We start from the raw sequence: 24119 nt of genomic DNA, 5'->3' as shown, positions 1-24119 counted from the left end.
CCGATGACCCACGACCACAGTCGAATCGCCGAGCTGACATGGCTCCTGGAAGGCCTGCTGGAACGCACCCCGGGAGCGCGCCACGCGCTGGTGCTCTCCCGGGACGGTCTGAAGCTGTGCCACTCCCCCGAGCTCACCGTCGACCAGGCCGACCAGCTGGCCGCGATATCGGCCGGGATCCAGTCCCTCGCCCAGGGCGCCTCCGCCGAGTTCGGCAGCGGCGACGGCGGTGTACGGCAGTCGATGACGGAGTTCCACGGCGGTCTCCTGTTCATCGTGGAGGCCGGGGCCGGCGCGCACATCGCGGTCGTCGCCCAGGAGGACGCCGACCCCGGGATGGTCGGGCACACCATGCAGGAGCTGATCGAACAGCTCGGCGAACACCTGAGCACGCCGCCCCGGGAGGCGACCGGCCAGGCCGTGAAGGCCGCCTCGTCGTGAACCGACCGGGGACCGACGACCGGCCGGACCGGCTGTACACCCTCACCTCGGGGCGCAGCCGGCCCTCCCGGGAGGACCTGGACCTGGTGACGCTGATCGTCGCCGAGAGCGGACCGACGGCCGGGCTGTCGTCGGAGCTGGCGGCGATCCTGCGTCTGTGCGTCCACCCCACCTCGGTGGTCGAGATCTCCGCCGAGCTCGGCCTTCCCGTGTCCATCACGAAGATCCTCGTCTCGGATCTGCTGGACGCGGGCCGGGCCACCGCCCGTCATCCGCGGTACACCGCCTCCGGCCGTCCGGAGCTGGACCCCGCCACACTGGAGAAGGTGCTCGTTGGACTCCGCGCTCTCTGAATCACGGCCCGTGCCCGACGGGCCGCGGGCTCCGCTCGGCGACCGGGCCAGCAACGGCCTCAAGATCGTCGTCGTGGGCGGCTTCGGTGTCGGCAAGACCACCATGGTCCGCTCGGTCAGCGAGATCCGTCCCCTCAACACCGAGGAGACGATGACGCGCGCCGGGGTCCCGACCGACGACACCAGCCACGTGCCGGAGAAGACGGCGACGACGGTCGCCTTCGACTTCGGGCGGATCACGCTGGACGAGGAGACCGTCCTCTACCTGTTCGGCGCGCCCGGGCAGGAACGTTTCTGGTTCCTGTGGGACCGGCTGTTCGCCGGCACCATCGGCGCGGTGGTCCTGGTCGACGACCGCCGCCTCGACGAGTCCTGGTACGCGATCGACCGGCTGGAGCACCACGGCACGCCGTTCATCGTGGCGCGCAACGACTTCGGGGGCCCCCGGCACAGCCTCGAGGAGGTCCGGGAGGCGCTCGACCTGGACCCGCGCGTCCCGCTGATCGACTGCGACGCCCGGTCCCGGCGGTCCAGCAAGCAGGTCCTGCTGACGCTGGCCGAACACCTGCAGACCCTCCATGGGGCCCATGCCGCGGCCCCCGTCCGGTGAGGCCGAGATGAACACACCTGCCCAGACCTCCGCGCAGGGCGGCGTCTGCCCCGTCGACCTGCTGGCGGACGAGCGTTTCCACACCGCACCGCACGACCAGTACCGCGACATGCGGGCGCGGTTCGGTCCGGTGGTGCCGGTGGAGTTCGCCGGGTTTCCCGCCTGGCTGGTGATCGGCTACCGGGAGCTGCACCAGGTCACCAGCGACCCGGAGCTCTTCCCGCGCGACGCGGGCCTGTGGAACCAGTGGCCGAACGTACCCGCCGACTGGCCGCTGCGTCCGATGCTGGGCGAGCGCGTGCCGTGCGTGTACTTCACGGTGGGCGAGGAGCACCGGCGTCACACGCGGCTGGTCAACGCCGTGCTCGAGCAGACCGACAGCTTCGAACTCCGCCGTGAGACCGAGGAGTTGGCCGACCGGCTGATCGACGCGTTCTGCGGCCGCGGGGCGGCCGACCTGGTCGACGAGTTCGCCGTGGCGCTGCCGATCCTCACGCTGGCCCGGCTCGCCGGTTTCCCCGACGAGGACGGTCCGCGCATCGCCCGCATCATCCAGCGGCTCTCCGACGCCGGGCCGGACGCCACGAAGGCGAACGACGAGTTCGGCGAGAGCATGCGCGAACTGCTGCACTCCAAGCGGAAGGAGCCGGGCCCGGACATCGCCTCGCGGATCCTCGCGTTCGACAACTCCCCGGACACGCCGTTCACCGAGGAGGAGATGGTCTGGGACCTGCGGGCCATCGTGGCCGCCGGGTACCTCCAGACCACCGACTGGATCGGCAACTCGATCCGGCTGATGCTCACCGACGTCCGCTTCGCGACCGCGCTGGGCGGGGCGCGGCACAGCATCGCGCAGGCCATGAACGAGGTGCTCTGGGAGGACACCCCGTCCCAGATGCTGCCCAACCGGTGGGCCGCACGCGACACCACGCTGGGCGGGCGGGTGATCCGCGCCGGCGACCTGATCCTGCTGGGCTACGGCGGCGCCAACCTGGACCCGCACGTCCGCCAGGACCTGACGGCCGGCCGGACCGTGGTCGCGGCCGGCAACAGCGCCCATCTTTCCTTCAGCCACGGCGAGTTCCGCTGTCCCTTCCCCGCCCAGGAGATCGCCGAGATCATCGCGCGGACCGGCATCGAGGTGCTCCTCGACCGGCTGCCCGACCTCGAGCTGACGGTCCCCGCCGAGTCCCTGGTACGCCGCCCCTCCCCGTTCATGCGGGGGTTCACGTCACTGCCGGTGCGTTTCACCGCCGTACGGACTGTTGGAGACCACTCGTGAAGTGCCCTCACACCGGCGCCGTCGCCGAGCCCTCCGCCGGACCCCTGGTGATCGACCCGATGGTGCGGGACCTGGACGGCGAGACCGCGCGTCTGGTCGCCTCCGGGCCCGTCGTGCCGATCGAACTGCTGGGCGTGCCCGCCTGGTCCGTGACGCGGCACGCGGTGGCCCGTGACCTGCTGATGGACCCCCGCCTCGTCAAGGACCTGAACGAGTGGCGGCTGTGGCGGGAGGGGGTCGTCACCCGTGAATGGCCGCTGATCACCATGATCGACGCCGGCCGGTCCATGTTCACCGTGGACGGCGCCGACCACCGGCGGCTGCGCACCAAGACCGCCCAGGCCCTCACGCCCCGGCGCATCGAGGCGATACGCGACGACATCGTCGCCTTCACCCACGAGCTCCTCGACGCCATGGAGGAGGCCGGCCGCGACGGCTCCCCGGTGGACATGAAGGCGGTGTTCGCCCAGCCGCTCCCCATGCAGGTGGTGTGCCTGCTGCTCGACGTCCCCGAGGAGAGCCAGCCCTGGCTGGCGGACGGGTACAAGCGCTTCTTCTCCATGCTCACCCCGCACGAGGAGCGGCTGGAGATCCTGGAGACCTTCGACCGGTGGTACCTCGACCTCATCCGCGAGCGGAAGGCCGGCCCCGGCGACGACCTGCTCAGCGCGCTGATCCACAGCGAGGAGGGCGGCGAGCCGCTCAGCGAGGACGAGGTCCTGGGCAACCTCAAGGCGCTGGTGGCGGCGGGCCACGAGACCACCATCGACCTGATCACCAGCGCGACCCGGGCCCTGCTGACCCACCCCGACCAGCTGGCGCTGGTACGCGAGGGCAAGGTGTCCTGGGAGACGGTGGTCGAGGAGACGCTGCGCTGGGACCCGGCCAACAGCCACCTGCTGATGCGGTTCCCCACCGAGGACCTGACCGTCGGCGACACGGTGATCCCCAAGGGCGACGGCGTGGTCATGTCCTACCGGGCGATCAACCGGGACCGCGAGCAGCACGGCGCCGACGCGGACGCCTTCGACCTCACCCGTGCGACGCCGATCCGTCACATGGCGTTCGGTCACGGCCCGCACATCTGCCCCGGCGCCGCGCTGTCCCGCCTGGAGGCGGCCATCGCCCTGCCGGCGCTCTTCGAGCGGTTCCCGCGGATGCGGCCGGCCCTGCCCGACGAGGAGATCCGGAACCTCCCCGTCATGACGCAGAACGACCTGGCGGCCTACCCGGTGTTCATCGCCTGACGCCCGGTCCGTCACCGGAGCCCCGGCCCACGGCCCCGCCGCCGAGGACCGGGGCTCCGGCGTGTCCGGCCTCCTCGCGGCCGGTGACCAGCGCGGCGAAGCGGTGGGCCACCGTGCGCCAGACCTCGGCAGCGGCGGCCTCGTCGCGCCGCGCGCGGGCGAGCAGTTCCGCGTGGTCGAAGCCGTTGCGGGCGAGCCGCTCGGGGTTCCAGTGGGCGAGGCGTTCGGCGGCGATCTCCGGGTGGAACTGCACGCCCCAGGCGGACCGGCCGACCCGGAACGCCTGGTGCGGGCAGGTCTCGGAGCGGGCCAGCCAGACGGCGGCGGGCGGCAGGGCGGTGACCGCGTCCACGTGGTGTTCGATGGCGGTGACCCGCTCGGGCAGACCGCGCAGCAGCGGATCGCCGGAGACCGCGCCCGGCAGCAGCGTGAGCGGGGTGCTGCCCGCCTCCGGCGCGCCGTGCTCGGCGCGTACCTCGCCCCCGGCCACCAGGGCGAGGAGCTGACCGCCCAGGCAGATGCCGAAGTAGGGCAGGCCGGTGGCCAGCGCCTCGCGGGCCAGGGCGCGGGTGGCCGGGAGCCAGGGCGCGCGGAGGTCGTCGTCGGGCATGAAGGGGCCGCCGAGGACGACCAGCGCGGCGTACCGGCCCTCCAGCGAGCGGGGCAGCGCCGCTCCGGTATGGGCCTCGACCACCTCGCAGCCGAGCCCGGCCTCGCCCAGCCAGTCCTGGAGCCGGCCGGGGCCGCCGCCGGGGAAGTTCTGCACGACGAGGGCGGTGGGAGCGGGCATGCCGGGTCCTTTCGGTGCCGGGGTGCGGCTGTCGGCGTCGGTGGTCCCCCGATCCCTACCCCCGGCGGGGCCGGGTCAGTGCCGAAGACGCGCGGGTCTCCCGGCCGGTGGCGGGGCCGTCGACGACGCCGGGGCGGACGACTCCTTCCCTCCCGCCGCCGGACGCTGCCAGGATGGCAGGGCCATCGGCGCGGGGTGGTGATCCCGAGGGGGAACGAACATGTCACGGACCGAGAGGGAGACGCGGCTGCGGGAGCGCCTGGTCGCGGCGTTGGAGGACGCCGGCATCGGGTGGGGGCAGGTGGCCGACTGCCGGACGATCGGCGGCGGGACCTTCAGCGCCGTCTTCGGCGTGCGGACGGTGGACGGCGCCGCGCTGGTGGTGAAGCTGGCCCCCGAGGGCCCCGTGCTGCGTTACGAGCGCGGCATCCTCGGGACCGAGGCCTGGTACCTGCGGACGGCCGGCGAGCGGACGTCGGTGCCGGTCCCCACGGTGCTGGCCGCGAGCCCGCGGAACGCCGGCGTCGTCGGCGGCCACATCGTGATGACGGAGTGCCCAGGGACGCCCTGGGAGGAGCTGCGCAAGGAGGCCGACGCGGGCGACCTGGCCGTGCTGCGGGAGGAGCTCGGCGCGCACGTGGCCCGCGTGCACGCCCTCCCCGCTCCCGGCGGGTTCGGTTATCCCGCGCTGCCCTTCGGCCCGCTGCGGGCGAGCTGGCGGGAGGCGTTTCTGGAAATGGTGGACGCGGCCCTGGACGACGCGGCGCGGTTCGACGTGCGTCTTCCCCGGTCGGCCGAGGAGATCCGGGAGGTGATCGCCGCCGAGAGCGGATCGCTCGACGAGGTGACCGTCCCCCGGCTGGTCCACTGGGACCTGTGGGACGGCAACGTCCTCGCCGAGCGCGCGCCCGGCACCGGCAGGCCGCGGATCACCGCGCTGATCGACGCCGAACGCGCCCTGTGGGGCGACCCGGTGATGGAGTTCGTCTCCCTCGGGCTCTTCCACGACATCGGCCGGGACGAGGCGTTCTGGAAGGGATACCGGGCCCAGGGCGGTTCCGTGGTCCTCGACGCTGCCGCCCGCAACCGGCTGGCCCTGTACCGCGCCTACCTGTACGTGGTCATGTGGGTGGAGGCGCGGCCCCGGGAGTTCGGCGCGGGGCACCTCGAGTGGCTGCGACGGGACGTGTACGCGCCGCTCGGCGAGATGATCGGCGCCTGGTCCCGGGGCGAGGGACCGATGGAGCACCTGTGGCCTAGGGGATGAGGACCAGGCGGATGGGGTTGCCCTGCTTGGACTCCAGGCGCTCCACCGCCTCGGCCGCGTCCTCCAGGGGCAGCGCGCCGCTGACGGAGCGTGAGAAGTCGAGTCGCCCCAGGGCGTTCAGCCGCACCAGGTCCACCACGTGCCGCGGCTCCGAGCCGTAGTGCCCCAGGATCTGCTTGCGGCCGTAACTGAACCGCCCGTCGCTCTCCACGGTGAGCGGGCCGCCGCTGATGCCCACCAGCACCAGTCGGCCGCCCGCTCGCAGCGCCTCCAGCGCCTGGTTGCGCACCGGCGCCACGCCGGCGAAGTCGAGAGCGGCGTCCAGGCCCGCCCCGCCGGTGACGGCGGCGATCCGCGCGGCGAAGTCCGGGTCCCCCGGGTCGAGCGCGAGGTCCGCGCCGAACTCCAGGGCCCGTTCGCGGGCCGCCGCCACCGGGTCCACGGCGACGACCGGCGCCGCGCCCACGAACCGCAGCAGCTGCACGCCGTGCGCGCCGAGGCCGCCGACGCCCCAGACGCCGACCGCCTCGCCCGCCTTCACCTGCCCGGTCCACTCGACGGCGCCCCACGGGGTGGACACCGCGTCCGGGATGATCGCCGCCTGCTCGAAGGGGAGGGTGTCGGGGATCGGCACCAGCACCTCGGCGGGCGCCACCACGTACTCCGCCCAGCCGCCGTCGTAGTCGACGCCCATCGTCCACACCGCGTCGCCGATCCGCTTGCCCGCGCCGACGATCACCCGGGCGCCCGGCCCGGTCCCGGTGACGCCCTCGCCGAGCAGGTCCACCTCGCCGGCCACCTCGTGCCCGAGTGTGACCTCGTCGCCCTGGAGCAGCATGGGGCGCAGCCGGCCGTCGACGAGGTGGACGTCGGAGAGGCACACGCCGGCGGCCCGCACCCTCACCCGCACCTCGCCGGGGCCGGGGTCCGGGACGGGCACCTCCTGGACGGCGAACGTCCTGGTCGTGAAGTTTATCCGGCCCGCCAGCATGGTGCGGCTCATGACGTAGGTCCCTTCGAGTTCCGGCCGGCCTGGTCGGCCTGCCCTCCCTCACCTTCGTACACCCATGCGGGCAGCGGCTCGCGTCTGCCGCGCCAGTCGGCGGGCGCGTCGTCCACCCCGGTACGGGCCGCGACGATGCCGCCCACGACGGCGCAGGTCGTGTCCACGTCGCCGAACCCCTCGGCGGTGCGCCACAGCGCCTCGGTCAGGTCGTCGGCGTGCCGGGCCGCGGACCAGACGGCGAAGGGGACGGTGTCGGCGGCGGAGATCCTCTCCCCGCTGCCCAGGACCTTTGCGGCGTCGGCAGGGGCGGTGCCGGCGGGGAGTTGGGCCGCCCGCAGGAGTCCGTCGCGCACCGCGCCGTCCGGCGTCCGCTCCACCACCTCGGCCAGGAGCCGGAACGGCTCGGGGGCCGCCTCGCCCCGGCTCGCGGCGAACAGCGCGGCGGCCACCGCGACCGCGACCGCTCCGGCCACCGCCTCGGGGTGGGTGTGCGTGACCTCCGCCGACAGCACCGCCTGTTCGGCGGCCTCCTCGACGTCCTCGTGGAACCACGCGCCCAGCGGGGCGACCCGCATCGCCGCCCCGTTGCCCAGGCTGCCCCGGCCGTCGAACATCGCCCGCGCCTCGGCACGCCAGCGCGCGGGCCGCTCGGCCAGCCGGGGCAGGAGCTGGTGCATGCCGTAGCCGTAGCCCCGGTACGGGTCGTCGAGGTAGATCACGCCGAACGCCTCGGCCAGCAGGTCCTGGTGGACCGCCCCGGTGCTGCGCACCACCCCGAACAGGGCGAGTGCCAGCGCCGTGTCGTCGGTCCAGCGCCAGGGGACCGGGCCGTCGGGCGTCCTGCGCTCCCGCAGCGCCGCCTCCGCCATGTGCCGCCCGCCGTGGAAGCGCGGGAACCATCGCTCGCCGAAGGCGTCGCCGAGCGCCAGCCCTTCCAGCGAGTCGAGTGCGGGCGAGCCGACGGCGGGAGGGGAAGGAGGCGTGGTGGTCATGCCCGGCATGCTTCCACCCGTGGCGCCGGCCGGGAAAGGAATTATCCGCCCCGCACGCAGTGCAGGTAGAGGTGCGGTTCCGGTTCCCCGTCGGGGTGGGCCGGGGTGAACAGGGCGGACCGCTCCTCCAGGACGGTGAGCCCGGCCCGCCGGGCCAGTTCGGTGAAGCCGTCCGCCGCGAAGCTGCTCACCCGGACCGGGTGGCCCATGAACACGTGCGGGACGTCGTCCGCGTCCACCGGCACCGTCGCCAGCACCACCGCCCCGCCCGGCCGTACGGCGCGGGCGACCCGCCCCACCAGGGCCGTCTGTTCGTCACGGGTCATCTGCAGCAGGGAGAAGTACACCGTGACGGCGTCGAACGCCTCCTCCTCCAGGGGCGCCTCGCGGACGTCTGCGAGCTGGAACCGGGCGCCGGGGACCTGGCGCGAGGCGAGCTCCACCATCACCGGCGAGACGTCGAGACCCAGCACGTCGTGGCCGGCCGCGGCGAGGACCTCCGCGGTGGGCCGCCCGGTGCCGCTGCCCACGTCCAAGACCTTGCTCCCGGGCGCCAGCCGGCCCAGCAGCCAGTCCAGCGAGGCGTGGTGCGCCTCGGCCTTGGCGAAGGCCTTCTCGTAGTCGGCGCCCAGCGCGTCGAAGAGGGCCTCGGGGCGCGGGCGGGAGGTGCTTCCGTCGGCGTCGGTCATGGCGGCATCGTCGCACCGTGCGGGCGGGAGGACAATGGTGGCGTGCCCACCTTGCTGATCGTGCATCACACGCCCTCGCCGAGCTGTCAGGCGATGTTCGAAGCGGTCGTCTCCGGGGCGACCGACCCGGAGATCGAGGACGTCAGGGTCGTCCGCCGGGCGGCGCTGGCGGCGACCGCCTCCGACGTCCTGGAGGCCGACGGCTACGTCCTCGGCACCCCCGCCAACCTCGGGTACATGTCGGGCGCGCTCAAGCACTTCTTCGACCAGGTCTACTACCCCTGTCTCGACGCCACCCGCGGCCGCCCGTTCGGCTACTACCTGCACGGGAACAACGACGTCACCGGTGCCGCGCGCGGCATCGAGTCGATCACCACGGGTCTGGGCTGGCGGCGCGCCGCCGAGCCGGTGACCGTCACCGGGGAGCCAGGCCGGGCCGGGACCGAGGCGTGCTGGGAGCTGGGCGCGACCGTCGCGGCGGGCCTGACGGTGTGAGTCCGGCGCGTCCGGCCGGGCCGGGGCCCGGCCGGACGCGCCGGGGTCAGCACTTCTCGTCGAGCGGGACCACGCCGAACTCGAACACCAGGCGGGAGTCTCCCCCGAGCTGGTGGGCGGTGCAGATCTGCCACTCCTCGGGGTTCTCCACCGGCCTGCCCTTCCCGCTCGCGTCGGTGAAGCGGACGTCCGGGTCGCCCGGCAGCTGGTCCATGGCCCTGCGCGCGTTGCCGCCCTCGTACTGGTCGGACAGGTCGGCCAGGGTGCTGAGCACCTCGGGTGTGGCGGCGGCCGGGGAGCCGGACGCCGCCGGGACCTCGGCGGCGGGCTCGGACGCGGCGCCGCACGCCGTGGTTCCGAGGAGGGTCAGGGCGAGCACGGCGGCCGAGCGGGTGACGGCGGTGCGGGGAGCTGTGAGGCGCATGGTCCCTCTCGGACAGCGGCCGGATCCGGCCGGAGGACGACGGTGTGCCGCCGGCGACCGGTGCGACGATCCGACCGGTCAAGCCGCGGAGATCGAACTCTACGCCCGGCGGGCCGCCGGCATCCCGGCGGGGCGTCGCCCCGCGACGGCCGGACGGCCCGTCCACACGTACGCTTGACGGTCCGTCACCGGAGGGCGGACGCATCGCGCGGCCTTCCGCGACGCCGGTCAGCCGGCGTCGTCCGCCAGCTCCTGCTCCAGCCAGGTGCGGCCGCGGGTGCGCGGGGCCAGGCGGGTGCCGTCGAGGAGGAGGGTGAGGCGCTCGGCCTCGGCGCGCACCGCGGCCCGGGCCTCGGCGCCGACGTCCTCCAGGAACCGGTGGACGACCCGGCCGCCCGCGTCGGTGGTCCAGCCGCCGACGACGCGGCCGTTCCACCACACGGACGGTCCGGCGTTGCCCACGCGGTCGAACAGCTTGGGGCCGTGCGGACCGAGGAACCACTCGCGGCGCTGCCAGCCCATGGGCGTGGGGTCGAGCGCGGGCAGCAAGGCGGCCCAGGGCTCGGGTTCCGGCACGTCCTCCTGGTCGTCGGCGAGCAGCAGCCCGGTGGAGCCGCCGAGGTCCACCTCCACCAGGTCCAGGCCGGCCAGCGCCCGCCGGGTGCGCGTGCGGGTCCAGCCGGTCCACCACTGGAGGTCCTCGGCGGGGGCGGGCCCGAAGGAGCGCAGGTACAGCCGGGCGAGTTCCCTCTCGGCCTCGGCCTCGGGGATCTCGGCCAGCCCCTGCGGGCACCAGCGGGTCAGCGGCGACCAGCGGTACTGGTGGGAGGTCCACGACCCGCGCGGTCTGCCGCGCACCGCCCGCCCCTCGGCCGCCAGCAGGAGCAGCAGGCGGGCGGCGACGCTCTGCCGGGACTCGTTGCGGCTGCCGCGGCCGAGCACCACCCGCTCGGCCAGCCGCGGGTCGTCCGCGGCGAGTTCGGCCGCGGTGGCCTCGCCGCGCTTGTCGAGCGAGGCGAGCGCCGCCTCCTCGGCGCCGGGCAGCCAGCGGGCGGCGCCGGCTTCCGTGCCGTCCGCGATGCCGGACTCGGCGAGCATCTTGACCAGTTTGCGGCGCTCCCTGGCCGCGACCTCCACGGAGCTGGCGTTCTGCAGGACCGCGGCCAGGTCGAGGGTGGTGACGAAGACGGTGCGGCGCATCGCCAGCAGCCGGATCAGCGTCCGCTCCTCGTAGAGCGCCCGCTCCACCTCGGCGACGCCGCAGCCGGTGGTCCGCACCCAGCAGGAGACGTGCACCGACGTCGGGTCGGTGCCGTGCAGCGCGACCATGGCGCGGGCGGCCTCCGCCGGATCCGCGGCCCGGCCGGCGGGCGTCAGCAGGTGCCGCCGCCCCAGCCGTGCCCGGCGCTGCTCCACACCGATGGCTCGCACGCGCCGTCCTCCTCCAGGAGCCGCCGCGCGTTCGTGGGGCGCGGGGGCCTCCTCGGGCGGCGAGGACAAAGGGAAAGGCAAGGAGAACGCTCTCCTTGCCGTGCTCAACGTATAGCGCACCGGGGGGCTTGCCGCAAGGCCCCCGTGGGGCCGCAGAATCCGGTGGTCCGATCGACGGCCGCCGTGCCCGACAGGGCGGCCCTGGAGGTGTCGCAGTGAGCGAGCAGTACGTGCTGGACCTACGAGACGTGGACGCGGGGCGGGCGTCGGCCGTCGGCGGGAAGGGCGCGCACCTGGGCGCGCTCGCGCGGATGGAGGGCGTCCGGGTGCCGGACGGGTTCTGCGTGACGACGGACGCCTTCCGCCGCGTCGTGGAGCGGGAGCCGTCGATCGGCGACCGGATCGGCCGGCTCGCGTCCGTCGCCCCGGACGACCGGGCCGCGCTCGCCGCCCTCGCCGCGGGGATCCGCGGGGCCGTCGAGGAGGCGGGTGTCCCGGACGACGTCGCGGCGGAGATCAGGCGGGCGCTCGCCCGGCACGGCGACCGGGCCGCCTACGCCGTGCGGTCCAGCGCGACGGCCGAGGATTTGCCGACGGCCTCCTTCGCCGGCCAGCAGGACACCTACCTGAACGTCCTCGGAGCGGACCGCGTCGTGCGGCACGTCGGCCGGTGCTGGGCGTCGCTGTTCACCGAGCGGGCCGTGGTCTACCGGCGGCGCAACGGCATCGACCACCGCGCGGTCGCGATGGCGGTGGTCGTGCAGCGGATGGTCGTCCCGGACGCGTCCGGCGTCCTGTTCACGGCCGACCCCGTGACCGGCAACCGGAGGGTCTCCACCGTGGAGGCGGTCCTCGGCCTCGGCGAGGCGCTGGTCTCCGGCCTGGTGGACCCGGACTCCTTCACGGTGCGCGGCGGCCGGGTCGTCAGCAGGAGGGTCGGCGCCAAGCGACATGAGGTGCGCGCCCTGGCGGGCGGCGGCACCCGTCAGGCGGAGGTCGACCCCCGGCGGCAGGGGGAACCGTCGCTGACGGACGCGCAGGTGGTGCGCCTGGTGGAGCTCGGACGCCGCGTCGAGGCGCGCTTCGGGTGCCCGCAGGACATCGAATGGTGCCTGGAGGCGGGCGAGTTCCTGCTCGTGCAGAGCCGGCCGGTCACCACGCTGTTCCCGGTGCCCGAGGCCGATGACGACGAGGACCACGTCTACGTCTCTGTCGGCCACGGCCAGATGATGACCGACCCCATGAAGGCCCTGGGCCGCTCGATGTGGCGGCTGACGGCGCTGGTGCCGATGCACGAGGCGGGCGGGAGGCTGTTCGTCGACGTCACCCGGCGGCTCGCCTCCCCCGCGGGCCGTGCCGCTCTGCTGGACGCCATGGGGAAGGGCGATCCGCTGGTCAGGGACGCCCTGGAGACCGTCCTGGACCGGGGCGACCTGGTCCCCCCGCTGCCGGACGAGCCGCCCGTGGGGCCGCCCGCCGGCGCCGCACCCGCACCCGCGGTGCCCGCACCCGTCGCGCCCGAGCCCGAGCCCGTCGCGACCGATCCGGCCGTCGTCACCGAACTGGTCGAGCGCAGCCGGGCGTCCCTCGCGGCCCTGGAACGGGACCTGGCGTCGAGGAGCGGGCCGGCCCTGTTCGACTTCCTCCTGGAGGCGTTCGAGGAGCACAGGCGGGTGGTCGGCGACCCGCTGAGCCATCAGGTGCTCATGGCGGCCATGGAGGCGACCTGGTGGCTCGACGACAAGCTGGAGGAATGGCTGGGTGAGAGGAACGCGGCTGACACGCTGACCCTGTCGGCCCCGGGCAACATCACCTCGGAGATGGGGCTGGCGCTGCTCGACGTCGCGGACGCGATCCGCCCGCACCCCGAGGTGGTGGCCTTCCTCGAGGGCGTCGAGGACGACGACTTCCTGCGGGAGCTGGCCAGGTTCCCCGGTGGGAGCGAGGCGCGCGAGGCCCTGGAGGGCTATCTCGACCGGTACGGCATGCGCTGCGTCGGCGAGATCGACATCACCAGGCCGCGGTGGCGCGAGCGCCCCACCGCGCTGGTGCCGGCGATCCTCGACAACGTCAGGAACTTCGGCCCCGGCGCCGCCGCGCGGCGCTTCGAGGAAGGGCGGCTGGCGGCCCTGCGGAAGGAGCGGGACGTCCTGGAGCGTCTGCGGGCCCTGCCCGACGGCGACCGCAGGGCCGAGGAGACCGAGCGGATGATCGCCCGGGTCAGGACCTTCATCGGGTACCGGGAGTACCCGAAGTACGACATCGTCTGCCGCTACTTCCTCTACAAGCGGGCCCTGACGGCGGAGGCGGCGCGCCTGGCACGGGCCGGCGTCGTCGAGGACCCCGAGGACGTCTTCCACCTCACGTTCCAGGAGTTCCACGAGGCCGTGCGCACCCACCGGGTGGAGGAGGGGCTCGTCCGGCGGCGCGCGGAGGAGTTCCGTTCGTACCACGCGCTCACACCGCCGCGGGTGCTCACCTCGGACGGGGAGGCCGTCACCGGGACGTACCGCCGCGACGACGTCCCGGCCGGCGCCCTGACCGGCCTGGCGGTGTCCGCCGGGACCGTGGAGGGCAGGGCGCGTGTCGTCCTCGATCCGGCGGACGCCGATCTCGCGACGGGCGACATCCTGGTCACCCCCTTCACCGACCCCGGCTGGTCGCCGCTGTTCGTGGGGATCGCCGGCCTGGTGACGGAGGTGGGCGGCCGGATGACCCACGGCGCGGTGATCGCCCGGGAGTACGGACTGCCGGCCGTCGTGGGTGTGGAGCGGGCCACCGGGCTGATCCGCGACGGGCAGCGCATCCGCGTGCACGGGACCGAGGGGTACGTCGAGCTGCTGCCCTGACGCGAGGCGCGAGGCGCGAGGCGCGCGGGCATGGAGGGAGGAGGCAGGAGGGAGGAGGGAGACGGGTTGCCGACACCGGTGTCGAGAAGAGCGTCTATGATGCTGACACTGCTGTCGTCAAGTTCCGGCAAAGCGTCCGTGCGCCTTGCCGTGGTCCGACGCGCCCGTCACCTCCTGCTCCGTGGAGATCCCCGTGTTCCTCGCCCTACGCGATCTGCGCTTCGCCCGCGGTCGTTTCGCCCTGATGGGGGCCGTGGTCGCCCTCATCGCCGTGCTCGGCGTCCTGCTGTCCGGACTGGCCTCCGGACTGGCGGACGCCGGCGTCTCCGGCCTCCGCTCCCTGCCCGTGACCCACATGGCCTTCGACGCGAAGGCGACCAGTGAGCAGTTCTCCCGCTCCACCGTCGAGGCCGAGGACTGGGAGTCCTGGTCGGCCGCCGCCGGGGTGGAACGGGCGGAGCCCTTCGGCAACACCCTCGTCAACGCCCAGGTCACCGCGGGGGCGGAGAAGGGCGAACAGGTCAACCTCGCGGTGTTCGGCATGACACCGCACTCCGCCATGGCGCCGGCGCCCACCGAGGGGAGGTCCTTCGCGGAGGGCGGTGGCGGCATCGTCATCACCCGGGAGATCGCCGATCTCGGCGTGCGGATCGGTGACGTGCTGACCGCGGACCGCAGCGAGGTGCGCCTGGAGGTCGTGGGCCTGCTCGACGAGCCCGTGTCCTACGGGCACATCGGTGTCGTCTACGCCGATCTGGAGACCTGGCGCCACCTGCACTACGGCCTGCCCGGGGAGCTCCCGGAAGCGGCCGCCCGGCAGGCCACCGCGGTGGCGCTGACGCTGGCCCCGGGCGCCGACGTGAGCGCGGTGGAGCGGGCCACCGGCACCCGGGCCGACACCAGGGAGGCGACCTTCGACGCCTCCCCCGGGTACGCGGCCGAGTCGAGCACCATGGCCCTGATCAAGGGCTTCCTGTACGCCATCTCCGCCCTGGTCATCGGGGCGTTCTTCACCGTGTGGACCGTGCAGCGCAAGGCGGAGATCGCCCTGCTGAAGGCGCTCGGCGCGCCCACGCGGTACATCCTGCGCGACGCCCTCGCCCAGGTGGTCGTCGTCCTGGTGACGGCAACCGCCGCCGGCACGGCCGTCGGGCTGGCCCTGGGCAGCGCGATGATCGGCAAGGCGCCCTTCTCGCTCTCCGCCTCCGCCGTCGCCACCTCCGCCGCCCTGCTGGTCGGCCTCGGGGCCGCGGGCGCCGCCGTCGCCGTTCGCCGCATCACCGCCGTCGACCCTCTGACCGCCCTGGGAGCCACCCGATGACCGTCCCCGCCGCCGGCGCAGCCGCCACCGCCGCCTCCGACGCCACCGCCTCCGGCACCGCCGCCCGCGGACTGGATCTGCGCGAGGTCACCCTCGTCCACGGCGACGGCGACACGGCCGTCACCGCCCTCGACCAGGTCACCCTGCGGGTCGCCCCCGGGGAGTTCGTCGCCGTCGTGGGGCCCTCCGGTTCGGGCAAGTCCAGTCTCCTCGCCGTCGCCGGCGGGCTGCAACGCCCGACGTCCGGCACCGTCACCGTGGCCGGCGCCGAACTGACCTCGCTGACGGACAAGCAGCGCACCGAGGCCCGCCGTCGGCACATCGGCTTCGTCTTCCAGCAGTCCAACCTGCTGAACTCGCTGACCGTGCGGGAGCAGTTGCTGCTGCCGCTGCACATCGACGGCCGCCTCGACGCGGCGGCCCGGGCACGGGCGGACGAGCTGATCGAGGCGGTGGGGCTCGCGCACCGCGCCGGTTCCCGGCCGCACCAGCTGTCCGGGGGCGAACGGCAGCGGGCCGGTCTGGCCCGGGCGCTGATGGCCTCCCCCGCGGTGCTGCTGGTCGACGAGCCCACCTCGGCGCTCGACCGGGCGCGGTCGGCGGAGGCGGTGCGGCTGATCGCCGCGCAGACCCGGGCGCACGGGACGGCGACGGTCATGGTCACCCACGACACGGCGATAATGGACGACGCCGACCGGGTGTGCGAGATGGTCGACGGCCGCCTGTCCTGACCGGGCCGGCGGGCCGGCTCTCGACGCCCGGACCGTCCGCCACCCCGGAGTCCGCCCGCATGCCGAAGATCAACGCCGCCACCGTCGCCGAGCACCGCGCCCGCCAGCGCGAGGCGTTGGTCCTGGCGGCCATCGAGATCCTGGTGAACGAGGGCGCCGCCGCCGTGACCCCCGCGGCGGTCGGCGCCCGTGCGGGGCTGGCACGCTCCAGCGTGTACCAGTACTTCGACTCCTCGGCCGCCCTGCTGGCCACGGTGGTCGAGGAGGCCTTCCGCCGCTCCGACGAGGCGCTGGCCCGGGCGATGGCGGACGCGACCGGTCCGGTGGAGCGCGCGGAGGCCTATTTCCGGGAGAGCCTGCGCCTGGGCGCGGAGGGCGCCCACCGGCCGGCCGCCGCGTTGATGGGCGCCGACCTCCCTCCGGACTGCCGGGCGCGGCTGATCGAGCTGCACCTGAGGCAGGTGGCCCCGTTCCGGGCCTCGGTCGAGGAGATCGGCGTCCCCGATCCCGAGCTGACCGCCGACCTGATCGCCGGGATGCTGCACTCCGCCCTGTCCGCCGTCGAGCGGGGCGCCCCCCTGGAGACGGTGACGAGGCGGTCCCTGGAGCTGGTGCACCGGTGCCTGTCCACGGCCGGCTGACCGGCGGGCGGCTTCATCGGTCGTGACGGTGCTGGTCAGGGAGGTGCTCCTGGCCGGCGAGGGTGGTGCCGGGCATACGATGGGTGCCGGACGGGAAGATCACCGGACGGAAGCGAGGCGGGGCAGATGAGCAACACCGAGGTGCACCCCCCGGAGGTGTTGTGCACGTCGTTCCCGGCGTCGTCGGCCCGGGTGGAGATCCTGACCCCGCGCTCGGTGCCGCTGGGCGGGCCGCGGGCGATGACGGTGCGCCGCACGCTGCCGCAGCGGGCCCGCTCGCTCATCGGCGCCTGGTGCTTCGCCGACCACTACGGTCCCGACGACGTCGCCGCGACCGGCGGCATGGACGTCGCCCCTCACCCGCACATCGGGCTGCAGACGGTGAGCTGGCTGTTCACCGGTGAGATCGAGCACCGGGACAGCCTGGGCAGCCACGCCATGGTCCGCCCCGGCGAGATCAACCTGATGACGGGCGGGCACGGCATCGCCCACACCGAGGTGTCGACCCCGTCGACCACGGTCCTGCACGGCGTGCAGCTCTGGGTGGCGCTGCCCGCCGAGCACCGCGACGCGCCGCGCGACTTCCGGCACCACGTGCCGGAGCCGGTGGCACTGCCCGGCGGCGCGGGCGAGGCCCGGGTCTTCCTGGGCTCGCTGCTCGGTTCGCTCTCGCCGGTCCCCACCTTCACCCCGTTGCTGGGCGCCGAGCTGATCCTCGCCCCCAGGGCCGCCGTCAGCCTGCCGGTGGACGAGAGCTTCGAGCACGGCCTGCTGCTGGACACCGGCGCGCTGACGTTCCCCGGCGGGAACCGTCTCGCGCCCGCGGAGCTGGGCTACCTGCCGCCGGGGCACGCCACCGTCGACATCGCCAACCCGAGTGCGGACGAATCCGCCCGGGTGATCCTGCTGGGCGGCCCGCCGTTCGGTGAGGAGATCGTCATGTGGTGGAATTTCGTGGGGCGTTCGCACGAGGAGATCGCCGAGGCCCGGGCCGCGTGGGAGGCCCGCTCCGACCGGTTCGGCGTCGTGGAGGGCTATCCGGGCGACCGGCTGCCCGCGCCCGCCCTGCCCAACATCCGTCTCCAGCCGCGAAGGAACCCCGTGCCGCAGACCCCGCCCGCCTCCGACGAGACCACCCAGGTCCGCCTCGCCGCCGAGGCCCACCGCTACGAGATCCTGGTGGAGGGCGCGGTCGCCGGCTTCACCGAGTTCCGCGACCACGGCCATCAGCGGGTCTTCTTCCACACGGTGGTCGAGGACGCCTACGCCGGACGGGGCCTGGCCTCCGTCCTCGTGCGGGAGGCTCTCGAGCACGTGCGCGGCAGCGGCATGCGCCTGGTCCCGATCTGCCCGTACGTGGCCAAGTACCTGACCAAGCACGACGGTTTCCGCGACATCACGGACGAGGTGACGCCGGAGGTCAAGGCCTGGCTGAAGGCCGAGCTCCAGGCCTGACCCCGGGCAGGCCGACCTCCGCCCACACGGTCTTGCCCGGCCCCGGGCGCGGCGCCACGCCCCACTCGCGGGCGAGCGCCGCGACCAGCCGCAGGCCGCGCCCCGCCTCGTCCAGCGGCCCTCCGCGGTCCTCCCGCGGCAGGCGGGGGCAGGTGTCGGACAGCTCCACACGGACCCGGCCGGCCGGGGCGTCGTGCACCAGCCGCAACGCGAAGTCCCGCCCGGGCACCCGGCCGTGGCGCACCGCGTTGGCGGCGAGCTCGGCGACCACCAGGGTGACGGCGTCCGAGGCCTCGCTGCCGTAGGGCACGCCCCAGGTGTGCAGCTGGTGCGCGGCGAGCCTGCGGGCCAGCCGGGCGCCGCGGGGCGTGGAGGAGAAGCGCTGGACGAGCTCACCCATGGTGACGGCCTCTTCGGCCGACGGAACGGTCATGGCCCCACCCTGCGACCCGGGTTCCCGGCCGTGCCAGGTACGCCACTGGTACAGGGAGGGTTGTATCAGCGCGATCCTTGGACGCGGACGGTGACGATCCGTGAGCATGTCGGTGTGACAGCGGAACGCGGCGGTGAGGCCGTGCGCAACCGGGCCGAGGCGTCCGACGGGCTCAAGACCTTCGGCGCGGTCCTCAAGGCGTTGCGGGAGGAAGGCGGCAGCACGCAGGAGGAGTTCGCCTCCCTCGTCGGGTACTCGGCCGTGTACATCGCCAAGATCGAGCAGGGGAAGCGGTACCCGCCGCAGGACCTGCCCGGCCGGGCGGAGGAGGCCCTCGGCGCGACGGCGGGCAAGGTCCTGCGGGCGGCCGCCCGCAGCCTCACGCGGCGCCCGGGGCTGGCGTCCTGGTTCCAGCACTGGGCGGCGATCGAGGAGGAGGCGGTGTGCCTCTTCGCCTACGAGTGCCGTGCGGTGCCCGGGCTGTTGCAGCCCGAGGGCTACATCCGCGCCATCTTCGAGCGGCGCCTGCCACCGGTGACCGCCGACCAGTTGGAGTGCGAGACCCGGGCGCGACTCGCGCGCCAGCAGGTTCTCGACCGCCTGCCCGGGACCGACTTCGGCTTCGTGATCGAACAGGCTGTGCTGGAACGTCGGTTGGGCGGCGTCGAGGTGACACGCCAGGTCATCGACCACCTGCTCCGCGTCGGTTCGCGCCGGAACGTGGAGATCCAGGTGATGCCCACGTGCCGGGAGGACCACTGTGGGGTGGACGGCCAGTTGTACCTGGCCGAGACGCCGAACCACCAGTGGCTGGGCTACACCGAGGGGCAGCGTTGCAGTGCGCTGATCTCCGATCCGAAGGACGTGAGCGTGCTGCTCCAGCGCTACGGCAGGCTCCGTTCCCAGGCGCTGGACAGCACGGCTACCGTGGCGTTGCTGGACCGGATGCGAGGAGAGCTATGACCCACCAGGAAGCGGCCTGGCGCAGAAGCAGTTACAGCGGCAGCGAGGGGGACAACTGCGTCGAGGTCGCGGCCCTCCCCCACACCGTGCGCGTGCGGGACTCCAAGGACGTGCGCCGCGCCCCACTCGCCCTCGGTCCCGCCGCGTGGGCCGCGTTCCTCCGTGTGGTCCGCCTGCCCTGATCCTGGCGTTTCCCCGCCCGTCGCCGCGCGGACGGACCGCGGTCTCCTCCCGCGCACGGTGGACAGGCACGCTCAGGCTGTCCGACCCGGACCGCAGCCTGGTCGTCGCCGCGGTCAAGCAGGGCGGTCTGCGCGTCTACGACCGAGGTGGCGCTGCTGCAGCTCGGTGTCACACCGGCTGGCACGGTCACCTACCGGAAGCTGCGCACCCTGGCTCTTCCCTCGTCGTTCCGCCTGGCCGACGGGGTTCCTGGTCCCCGTGCGGCGAGCCCGGCGAACTGCCGCAGGTCGAGGGCATGGTGGCGGATCAGGCGACCGGCGTGCTGTACGCCGGGCAGGAGGACGTGGGCATCTGGCGGATCTCCGCCGACCTGCGGGGCACACCTGAGCTTCTGGACCGGGTGCGGGAGTTCGGTGTGCCGGCCGGTTACGACGAGGAGAGCGACGAGTGCGTCCCGGCCGGCGCGGACCCCGGCGTCGGCGGCACCCGCCTGACGGCCGACGTCGAGGGCTCGGCGCTGCTGCCCCGCGGCGCGGGCGGCGGCGTCCGGCTGCTGGCCTCCAGCCAGGGCGACGACACCTTCGCCGTGTACGAACGCGGGCGGCTTCCGCGTGGTGGCGTCGGGCGGGCTGGACGGCTCCGAGGAGTGCGACGGCGCGGCCGTCCTCGGCGCCCCGCTGGGACGCCGCTACCCGGACGGCCTCTCGTGGTGCAGGACGGACACGCGTCACCGGAGGACGTCGGCCGGGAGGCCACCAACTTCACGTTCGTCGACCTCGCCGACGTCGGGGCGGCACTGGGCGGGCGTCGCGGCTGAGCCCGTCCACCGGCTCCGGCGTCTTCGCGCCGGAGCCGGGCGGGGGCCGGGGCCGCCCGCGGACTACTGCGACTCGTCCTCGGCCGTCCCCGGCTCCGCCATCTTCCGGTGGAAGAGGCCCTTGACCTTGTCCGGCATCACCTTCTGCACGGTGCCCTGCGCCTTGGTCCCGGCCGAGCCGGTGACCACCTTCCTCCGTCCCTTGGTGACCGCCTCGAAGGCCTGGCGGGCCACCTCCGCGGGGTCGTCCTTGCTCATCGTGCCGATCTTGGTGTCCTCCATGCCCGCCCGGCGGAAGAAGTCGGTGTCGGTGGGGCCCGGCATGAAGGAGGTCACCGTGACGCCGGTGTCCTTGAGCTCCTCCTGGAGCGCCTCGGCGAAGGACTGCACGAAGGACTTGGAGGCGTTGTAGACGGCGTTGAAGGAGCCGGGCGCCAGTGAGGCGACGGACGAGGTGAACAGCATCCGGCCCTCGCCGCGCTCGGTCATCCGACGCAGCAGCTCCTTGGCCAGCAGGACGGTGGAGGTGACGTTGAGGTCGATGACCTCGCGGTCGCCCTCGGCGTCGCTCTCGACGAAGGCGCCGCCGTGCCCGACGCCCGCGTTGAGCGCGGCCACGTCCACCGCGAGCCGCGCGGCGGCCGCGGCGACCTGGGCCACGCCGTCCGGGTCGCGCAGGTCGGCGCGGACGGTGCGGACGTCGGCCCCGGTCTCCCGCAGCCGTGCGGCGGCGGTCTCGACCGCCTCGTCCTCGGCGTTGATCAGCAGGTCGTAGCCGTGCTCGGCGAATTCCCGGGCGAGTTCGAGGCCGATGCCGCGGGAGGCGCCGGTGACCAGGGCGACGGGGCGGCGGCTGCCGGGCTCGCCGGGTGCGGGGGTGCTGTGGTGGGTGTTCATGGGTGCGGAGTAACCGCCCCGGCCGAGGTCATTCTCCGCGGGCCCGCCGTCGCCGCCGGTCGAAGCGCCGGGACCGCAGTGCCCCCGGGCGACGGCGAGCTGCCCATGGGACCGGTCTCCGCACTGCCGCCCGGGCCAGGGCCCGGGGCCGCCGCCGTACGGGGGACGGCCGCCGGGCCCCGGGGGGAGGCGGTCAGCGCAGGGGACGGGCGGTCAGCGCAGGGCGTCCGCGAGGACGCGGGCCGTCTCCTCGAGGAGGACGTCCTGGCGCACCGCGTCCCGCTCCGGCTTGGTGGTCAGCACGGCCATCACCAGGGGTGTGCCGTCCTCGGTCCACACGACCGCGACGTCGTTGAGCGAGGCGTAGGTGCCGGCGGCGCCCGTCTTGTCGGCGACGGTCCACTGCGGCGGCAGTCCTGCCCGCAGGCGCCGGTCCCCCGTCCGGTTGCCCAGCAGCCAGGAGGTGAGCTGTTCCCGGTCGCCGCGCCCGAGCCCGTCGCCCAGGACGAGGCGGGCGTAGGTCGCCGCGATCGCCGCGGGGGCGGTGGTGTCGGTCCTCCGCCACGGCTCGCCGGAGTTGAGCTCGGGTTCCCACCGGTCCAGGCGGGTCACCGGGTCGCCCAGGGAGCGGGCGAAGCGGGTGATGCCGTGAGGGCCGCCGATCTGCCGCAGCAGCAGGTTGCCGGCGGTGTTGTCGCTCCACTGGACGGCCGCGGCGCACAGCTCGCGGATGGTCATCCCGGTGGCGAGGTTGGCCCTGCAGACGTCCGAGTTCTCGACGAGCTGGGCCTCGGTGTAATGGATCCGGCGGTCCAGGAACGTTCCGTCGGTGTCGCGGTCGCGCAGCACCGCGGCGGCGGCCAGCGTCTTGAAGACCGACAGCACGGGGAACCGCTCGTCGGACCGGTGCCGCACCGTGGCGCCGGTCCGCAGGTTCCGCGCGAAGACCCCGATGCGTGCGCCGTGCTGCCGTTCGAGTGCGTCCAGCCGGGTCGCGGCGTCGCCGGGGACCTCGGCGGCCGCCGCCGGGCGGGCGGCGGCCAGGGCCACGGCGGTGGCCGCGCCGGCCGCGAGGAGGGTGCGCCGGGCGGGGCCGGCGTGCCGCTTCGGGGCGGTGCCGTCGTCGCCGGAGCGAGGGAAGGTGGGGTGCTGTGATGCGGGGATCGTTCTCTCCGTTCCTCGGGGATCGTGATCGTCCATCGTTCTCCTCCACGCAGGTCCCGGCCCGGTCGGTTCCGCGGCGTCAGTTCCGGCGCGCCGCCCAGACGGTGCGGACCGAACGGGGGACGACGTCCGGGCGGCTTCCCACGTAGGCCGGGTCTCCGGGGGACAGCAGCCGCTCCAGCGCCTCCAGGTCGTCCGGGGCGAGCTGGTCCTCCAGCGCGACGCGGACCCGTTCGAGCACCAGCCGGGCGTAGCCGGCGGCCTCCGGCCCGGGCACGCCCTCCGCGGTGACGGTCCACCGCTCGACGGGCCCGAACCCGGCCCGCTCCATGGCGTCGCTCCAGTCGGGGTAGGCGTTCCAGCCGGCCTTCGCGGCCACCTCCCGGCAGCGGTCCTCCAGGCCCGGACGGCCCGCGCCCGCGTCGGAGGGCAGGAAGCGCGGCATCCCGTCGGACTCGACGACGACCAGCAGCCCACCCGGGACGACCGCCTCCCCCAGCCGCGCGAGCAGGGCGGTGGGATCGGCGACGTGGTGGAGGGAGGAGGAGGCCCACGCGATGTCCAGCGGGCCGAGGTCGGGCGGCCCGGCGTCGAGGTCGGCCCGCACCGCCCGCACCCGCTCGGACAACCCCTCCTCGCGGGCGGCCGCCAGGACCCGCTCCAGCATCTGCGGGGACCGGTCCACGGCGGTGACCCGCGCCCCGGGGAAGCGGCGGGCCAGCGCCAGGGTGCCCACGCCGGGGCCGCTGCCCAGGTCGACGACGTGCCGCGGGGCGGCGGGCCCGAGGGACGTCACCGCCCGCTCCAGCGCCTCCTCCAGCGCGGGGGTGAAGGTGCGGGCCTCGAGCTCCAGCAGGCCGGCGTGGGCGGCCTCGGCGCCGTTGTCGTGGTGTTCGTCGTGCCGGTGCTCGCCGTGCCGCGGGGCGGGTCCGGGGTGAGCATGGTGGTGGCCGTGGCCGTGGCCGTGACCCTGGTCGGGCGCGGGAGGGTGCGTCATACGACCACCGTAGGCGCATCCTGCGGAAACGGCATACACTCTTGCGCATGACGCAAGAAGTCGACCTGGACAGTCTGATCAGGCAGCGGATCCGCAGCCTGCGGCACGCCCGCGGCTGGTCCCTCGACGCCCTTGCGGCCCGCGCCCACCTCAGCCCCTCGAGCCTGAGCCGGATCGAGACCGGTCACCGCCGGATCTCCCTCGACCAGCTGGTCCCGATCGCCCGCGCCCTGGACACCACGCTCGACCAGCTGGTCGAGTCGCCGTCCGACGAGGACGTGGTGATCCGCCCGCAGCCCACGCACACGCCGGGGACGACCGTGTGGCTGCTGTCGCGGGAGGCCTCGGTGCACGGGGTGACGGTGGCGAAGATGCGGATCACCCCGGAGCTCCCGGTCGGTCCGGACAGTCTGAAGGTGCACCCGGGCCACGAGTGGTTCACGGTGCTCTCCGGCACGGCCCGCCTGCACCTGGGCGACCGGACGGTCCTGGTCCGGGCGGGGGACGCCGCGGAGTTCTCCACCATGACCCCGCACGCGATCCGGGCGCACGAGGCCCCGGTGGAGATCCTGACCGTGCTGGACCACAACGCCGAGCGGGTGCACCTGCACGGCGGCGGCGAGGGCGTCGCGTCCTAGCGG

Annotated in this window: 25 protein-coding genes and 2 pseudogenes; 17 read left to right on the top strand and 10 right to left on the bottom strand. The window is 74.4% G+C overall.

Annotated features, from left to right (window positions below):
* Positions 1 to 3: 3 nt before the first annotated feature.
* From Sfr03f_RS08705 to Sfr03f_RS08685, 5 genes are read left to right on the top strand one after another with little or no spacing between them, the layout of a single operon-like run.
* Positions 4 to 441, top strand: coding sequence for a roadblock/LC7 domain-containing protein (locus tag Sfr03f_RS08705; protein ID WP_108953061.1), 438 nt, complete (start codon positions 4 to 6; stop codon positions 439 to 441).
* A complete protein-coding gene (locus Sfr03f_RS08700) occupies positions 438 to 794 on the top strand; it encodes a DUF742 domain-containing protein (RefSeq protein WP_108953060.1) in 357 nt (118 codons plus the stop codon). Before Sfr03f_RS08705 ends, Sfr03f_RS08700 begins: the two co-directional genes overlap by 4 nt.
* A complete protein-coding gene (locus Sfr03f_RS08695) occupies positions 775 to 1404 on the top strand; it encodes a GTP-binding protein (RefSeq protein ID WP_108953059.1) in 630 nt (209 codons plus the stop codon). Before Sfr03f_RS08700 ends, Sfr03f_RS08695 begins: the two co-directional genes overlap by 20 nt.
* Entirely contained in the window at positions 1382 to 2686 is a 1305-nt protein-coding gene (locus tag Sfr03f_RS08690) for a cytochrome P450 (RefSeq protein ID WP_372514260.1), read from the top strand. The genes Sfr03f_RS08695 and Sfr03f_RS08690 overlap by 23 nt, the downstream gene beginning before the upstream one ends.
* A complete protein-coding gene (locus Sfr03f_RS08685; protein WP_245967465.1) occupies positions 2683 to 3933 on the top strand; it encodes a cytochrome P450 family protein in 1251 nt (416 codons plus the stop codon). Before Sfr03f_RS08690 ends, Sfr03f_RS08685 begins: the two co-directional genes overlap by 4 nt.
* On the opposite strand, the gene Sfr03f_RS08680 is transcribed toward Sfr03f_RS08685, so the two are convergent.
* Positions 3923 to 4723 carry a type 1 glutamine amidotransferase gene (locus Sfr03f_RS08680; RefSeq protein WP_108953058.1) on the bottom strand — a complete coding sequence of 267 codons (801 nt, stop codon included), beginning with the start codon at positions 4721 to 4723 and terminating at the stop codon, positions 3923 to 3925. The genes Sfr03f_RS08685 and Sfr03f_RS08680 overlap by 11 nt on opposite strands.
* Positions 4724 to 4943: 220 nt before the next feature.
* Between Sfr03f_RS08680 and Sfr03f_RS08675 the strand changes: the two genes are divergently transcribed.
* Positions 4944 to 5990: a phosphotransferase family protein gene (locus Sfr03f_RS08675; protein ID WP_108953057.1), complete on the top strand. Its 1047-nt coding sequence runs from the start codon at positions 4944 to 4946 to the stop codon at positions 5988 to 5990.
* On the opposite strand, the gene Sfr03f_RS08670 is transcribed toward Sfr03f_RS08675, so the two are convergent.
* Genes Sfr03f_RS08670 through Sfr03f_RS08660 form a run of 3 tightly spaced genes read right to left on the bottom strand, consistent with a single transcriptional unit; the run spans position 5980 to position 8677 of the window.
* Entirely contained in the window at positions 5980 to 6993 is a 1014-nt protein-coding gene (locus tag Sfr03f_RS08670; protein ID WP_108953056.1) for a zinc-binding dehydrogenase, read from the bottom strand. The two genes, Sfr03f_RS08675 and Sfr03f_RS08670, sit on opposite strands and share 11 nt — an antisense overlap.
* Entirely contained in the window at positions 6990 to 7988 is a 999-nt protein-coding gene (locus Sfr03f_RS08665; RefSeq protein WP_108953055.1) for an ADP-ribosylglycohydrolase family protein, read from the bottom strand. The genes Sfr03f_RS08670 and Sfr03f_RS08665 overlap by 4 nt, the downstream gene beginning before the upstream one ends.
* Positions 7989 to 8029: 41 nt before the next feature.
* A complete protein-coding gene (locus Sfr03f_RS08660; RefSeq protein WP_108953054.1) occupies positions 8030 to 8677 on the bottom strand; it encodes a class I SAM-dependent methyltransferase in 648 nt (215 codons plus the stop codon).
* A gap of 42 nt (positions 8678 to 8719) precedes the next feature.
* Between Sfr03f_RS08660 and Sfr03f_RS08655 the strand changes: the two genes are divergently transcribed.
* Entirely contained in the window at positions 8720 to 9172 is a 453-nt protein-coding gene (locus tag Sfr03f_RS08655) for a flavodoxin family protein (protein WP_108953053.1), read from the top strand.
* Positions 9173 to 9218: 46 nt separating this feature from the next.
* Here Sfr03f_RS08655 and Sfr03f_RS08650 read toward each other — a convergent pair whose 3' ends face one another.
* A complete protein-coding gene (locus Sfr03f_RS08650; RefSeq protein WP_108953052.1) occupies positions 9219 to 9596 on the bottom strand; it encodes a hypothetical protein in 378 nt (125 codons plus the stop codon).
* A 228-nt stretch (positions 9597 to 9824) separates the two neighbouring features.
* Complete coding sequence (locus Sfr03f_RS08645; RefSeq protein WP_372514261.1) at positions 9825 to 11027, bottom strand: winged helix DNA-binding domain-containing protein; 1203 nt, start codon at positions 11025 to 11027, stop codon at positions 9825 to 9827.
* 215 nt (positions 11028 to 11242) lie between these two features.
* On the opposite strand from Sfr03f_RS08645, the gene rph reads away from it, so the two are divergent.
* From rph to Sfr03f_RS31675, 6 genes and pseudogenes are all read left to right on the top strand, one after another.
* The gene (gene rph, locus Sfr03f_RS08640; RefSeq protein ID WP_108953051.1) at positions 11243 to 13876 is read left to right on the top strand and encodes a rifamycin-inactivating phosphotransferase; all 2634 of its coding nucleotides are present in this window, start codon (positions 11243 to 11245) and stop codon (positions 13874 to 13876) included.
* Positions 13877 to 14069: 193 nt separating this feature from the next.
* The gene (locus tag Sfr03f_RS08635) at positions 14070 to 15197 is read left to right on the top strand and encodes an ABC transporter permease (protein WP_108953050.1); all 1128 of its coding nucleotides are present in this window, start codon (positions 14070 to 14072) and stop codon (positions 15195 to 15197) included.
* On the top strand, positions 15194 to 15928 hold the full coding sequence (locus Sfr03f_RS08630; protein ID WP_108953049.1) for an ABC transporter ATP-binding protein: 735 nt from the start codon (positions 15194 to 15196) through the stop codon (positions 15926 to 15928). Before Sfr03f_RS08635 ends, Sfr03f_RS08630 begins: the two co-directional genes overlap by 4 nt.
* Before the next feature lie 59 nt (positions 15929 to 15987).
* Positions 15988 to 16569, top strand: coding sequence for a TetR/AcrR family transcriptional regulator (locus tag Sfr03f_RS08625; RefSeq protein WP_108953048.1), 582 nt, complete (start codon positions 15988 to 15990; stop codon positions 16567 to 16569).
* 126 nt (positions 16570 to 16695) lie between these two features.
* Positions 16696 to 17670, top strand: a pseudogene (locus tag Sfr03f_RS08620) (pirin family protein); the annotation flags it as partial.
* Entirely contained in the window at positions 17671 to 18024 is a 354-nt protein-coding gene (locus Sfr03f_RS31675; protein WP_308216750.1) for a GNAT family N-acetyltransferase, read from the top strand. It abuts the pseudogene before it with no gap.
* Here the strand turns inward: Sfr03f_RS31675 and Sfr03f_RS08615 are convergent.
* Complete coding sequence (locus Sfr03f_RS08615; protein WP_108953046.1) at positions 17990 to 18457, bottom strand: ATP-binding protein; 468 nt, start codon at positions 18455 to 18457, stop codon at positions 17990 to 17992. The genes Sfr03f_RS31675 and Sfr03f_RS08615 overlap by 35 nt on opposite strands.
* Positions 18458 to 18571: 114 nt before the next feature.
* Between Sfr03f_RS08615 and Sfr03f_RS08610 the strand changes: the two genes are divergently transcribed.
* The 3 genes and pseudogenes from Sfr03f_RS08610 to Sfr03f_RS08600 form a co-directional block, all read left to right on the top strand.
* Positions 18572 to 19420, top strand: a complete 849-nt coding sequence (locus Sfr03f_RS08610) for a helix-turn-helix domain-containing protein (RefSeq protein WP_108953546.1) — start codon at positions 18572 to 18574, stop codon at positions 19418 to 19420.
* A complete protein-coding gene (locus Sfr03f_RS08605) occupies positions 19417 to 19602 on the top strand; it encodes a DUF397 domain-containing protein (protein ID WP_108953045.1) in 186 nt (61 codons plus the stop codon). Before Sfr03f_RS08610 ends, Sfr03f_RS08605 begins: the two co-directional genes overlap by 4 nt.
* Positions 19603 to 19695: 93 nt before the next feature.
* Positions 19696 to 20420: pseudogene (locus Sfr03f_RS08600) on the top strand (phytase); the annotation flags it as partial.
* A gap of 63 nt (positions 20421 to 20483) precedes the next feature.
* On the opposite strand, the gene Sfr03f_RS08595 reads toward Sfr03f_RS08600, so the two are convergent.
* The 3 genes from Sfr03f_RS08595 to Sfr03f_RS08585 form a co-directional block, all read right to left on the bottom strand.
* On the bottom strand, positions 20484 to 21317 hold the full coding sequence (locus Sfr03f_RS08595) for an SDR family NAD(P)-dependent oxidoreductase (protein ID WP_108953044.1): 834 nt from the start codon (positions 21315 to 21317) through the stop codon (positions 20484 to 20486).
* A gap of 213 nt (positions 21318 to 21530) precedes the next feature.
* Positions 21531 to 22517, bottom strand: a complete 987-nt coding sequence (bla, locus tag Sfr03f_RS08590) for a class A beta-lactamase (RefSeq protein ID WP_108953043.1) — start codon at positions 22515 to 22517, stop codon at positions 21531 to 21533.
* A 43-nt stretch (positions 22518 to 22560) separates the two neighbouring features.
* Positions 22561 to 23478, bottom strand: coding sequence for a class I SAM-dependent methyltransferase (locus Sfr03f_RS08585; protein ID WP_108953042.1), 918 nt, complete (start codon positions 23476 to 23478; stop codon positions 22561 to 22563).
* A gap of 47 nt (positions 23479 to 23525) precedes the next feature.
* Here Sfr03f_RS08585 and Sfr03f_RS08580 point away from each other — a divergent pair, with 47 nt between their 5' ends.
* The gene (locus Sfr03f_RS08580) at positions 23526 to 24116 is read left to right on the top strand and encodes a helix-turn-helix domain-containing protein (RefSeq protein WP_108953041.1); all 591 of its coding nucleotides are present in this window, start codon (positions 23526 to 23528) and stop codon (positions 24114 to 24116) included.
* Positions 24117 to 24119 lie beyond the last annotated feature (3 nt).

Origin of the sequence: Streptomyces fragilis (genome assembly GCF_003112515.1) — a bacterium.
Classification (GTDB): domain Bacteria; phylum Actinomycetota; class Actinomycetes; order Streptomycetales; family Streptomycetaceae; genus Streptomyces; species Streptomyces fragilis.
The sequence above is the reverse complement of the archived record's forward strand: the minus strand, read 5'-3'. Positions and strand labels throughout refer to the sequence as shown.